The sequence below is a fragment of the Bacillus sp. AR8-1 genome (genome assembly GCF_008042345.1).
GTDB classification, from domain to species: domain Bacteria; phylum Bacillota; class Bacilli; order Bacillales; family Bacillaceae_G; genus Bacillus_A; species Bacillus_A cereus.
In genome coordinates this window covers 1-2839 of sequence record NZ_QNUB01000082.1, presented here as the reverse complement: position 1 = coordinate 2839, position 2839 = coordinate 1, and the positions used below count along the sequence as shown (strand labels likewise).

Below are 2839 nucleotides of genomic sequence, written 5' to 3'. Positions count from 1 at the left end.
TTCTTTTTTCTGCCGAAGATACTTTATAATATTTTTTATTTTCCGCTTTATTTATTACCGTATAATGTTTTTTATCTTTCTTTTGTATAAGTTCACTTAACTGTTTAATTGTAGAATTTTCAAACACTTCTTTAATTCTTACTTCTACACCCAACCCTTTTCTAATACGCGAAATTACCATCGATACTTTTAAAGAGTGTCCCCCTAAGTCAAAGAAATCATCATTTGTTCCTATCCGCTCTCTCCCCAATGCGGTTTCCCATATAGCGACAAGCTTTTTTTCCGTATCATTTTTTGGGGCCTCATATTGTAAGTTCGTATTATGGCTTATATCTGGTGTAGGTAGTGCTCTTTTATCTATTTTCCCGTTTTCTGTAAGTGGGAATTTATCCAAATTGAAAAAATATGTAGGAATCATATATTCTGGAAGTGAACTCCTTAAAAATTTCCTTAATTTATTTTTTAGAATTTCCTTTTCTGAAGTATAATAAGCACAAATATATTTATCACCATTCTCATCATTCCTAGTAATAACAACAGTTTCTTTAATTTCTTTATATTTCTGCAATTTATTTTCAATTTCTCCAAGTTCAATTCTAAAGCCGCGAATTTTTACTTGATGATCTAAACGACCAATAAATTCAATATTACCGTCTGGCAAATAACGTACTAAATCCCCTGTTTTATAAAGCCGTGCTTTAGGCTCTTTATTGAATGGATGTGGTATAAAACGCTCTCTTGTTAAATCTGGAAGGCGCCAATACTCACGTGCCAATCCATCTCCTCCAATATACATCTCTCCTGGAACACCTGGAGGCACAGGATTTAAATGAGAATCTAAAATGAAAACCTCTGTATTGGCAATTGGACGCCCAATTGGAAGTGTACCACCATTCCACCCCTGAGGAACCGAGAAACAACAAGTAAATGTCGTTCCTTCAGTTGGGCCGTATCCATTGATTACTTGAACATTACCTAATTCCAATACTTTTCGCACATGTGGAACCGAAACCACATCTCCCCCAACTAATAATTGGTGTAATTCAGTTAACGCTTTTAGTTGCTGATCAACAACCAACGAGAAAAGTCCAGCCGTTAACCATAGGGTAGTGACCCGGTACTTTTTAATAGCTTTAGCAATATCTTCAACTGTTGGTGTTTCTGCTGACATTACTGCTAAACATCCTCCATTTAACAAACTGCCCCATATTTCAAATGTAGAAGCATCAAAAGCAACTGGTGCCAGCTGTAAGAACGTTTTATCTTCATCCAATTCAGCAAAATCATTTCCTTTTACTAGTCGCACAACACCTCGGTGAATAATACTGACTCCTTTTGGTTTTCCAGTTGAACCTGAGGTATACATAACATAAGCCAAGTCATCTCCTGAACCAGAATGGTTAAGGTTTGAACCACTCATGCTATCAATCTGCTGTCTAACTTTATCTACACATATAACTGTTACCGGTACTTCAGGAAGCACCGATAATAATTCCTCATGAGTAAGAAGCAAGGATACATCAGAATCCTCTAATAAATATGACAGCCTTTGCTCTGGATAATGAGAGTCTAGTGGTACATAAGCTCCACCTAATTTCAGAATCGCGAGAATGCCAATATATAAGTCAACGGAACGTTCCATTGATATACCAATGAGATCTCCCTTTCTCACTCCACATTCGCTGAGATAACGTGCAAGTTGGTTCGCACGATGATTAAGTTCTGCATAGCAAAGTTGATAATCCTCTAATATTAACGCCGTTTTTTCTGGTGTTCTTTTAACCTGCTGCTCAAATAGCTCATGAATCGTTTGATTTTGCGGATATTGTTTTTTTCTATAGGGTAACTTCGTAAATTGCATTTTTTCGTTCGAAAATATATTTACATCTTTCACTGCCATATCGATATGATTTAACAATAATTCCAGTATATCCAAAAAATGTAAAGATAGTTTATTTATAGTTTCTTTCCTATATAAAGACTCATTGTAGTGAATGCTAGCTTCTATATGATGTTCCGTTTTCATAAACGAAAAAATAGTATTATATACAGACTGTTCTATACAAACGCTTTCTTGAATATTTTCAAGCACAATCATTACATCAAATGGTAGAACCCCCTTACTACATTCTTGTTCTAAATAAGAGAACACTTTATAATTAGGTTGTTCAATTGCTTTATTTATTGTTTGCTCTACCTTATGTAATAACTCTTTAATCAAATCATCATCATTTATTTGGTTTCTTAATACTAAAGCCTTATTACCATATTCATCCTCATTATTTTTTTTATAAGAAGGAGTGCTAATTATAATATCATTACTTCTTGTATACTTATTTATTAACAACATCAGTACTGTCGAAAAAACACTATGTAATTTTTCATCCGATTCTTTAATAATTTCATTTAATTTGTAATTTAGTCTACTTGTAATTTGAAATTTAACATTCCCTTTTTTCATTTCAAGATTACTAGGTATTATAAAATCAAATGGAAAGTAACTCTTGATATTACCGTCTGAAAACTCCGTTAACTCAATTAACTCTTCTTTATCCGACTGAATATTCCTACTTTTTGTATCTTCCTTTATAAATATTGACATAAGAAAACTCCTTCACTTCAAAAATCAAAATACAAAATATTTCTTGGGCGATTTTATAAACTAGTTTTGGAATTGTAATAAAGATGCAAATGATTTTATTTTTCAACTGATATTTTTATACGTTGCAGTTTAAAATGTATCAAAATCGTAAGCCTCAATTTTTATAGACTCATCCTATCAATAATGAAAAAGAAACTCACAATTCTCTCCACAAAGATATATATAAAATTTATTTAA

1 protein-coding gene is annotated in these 2839 nt (G+C 32.7%); it reads right to left on the bottom strand.

What is annotated here, in order from left to right; translation table 11 throughout:
* Window positions 1–2602, bottom strand: a 2602-nt coding sequence (locus DN400_RS29120; RefSeq protein ID WP_147802112.1) for a non-ribosomal peptide synthetase, incomplete at its 3' end; no start/stop codon positions are given.
* Between the last annotated feature and the right edge of the window lie 237 nt (window positions 2603–2839).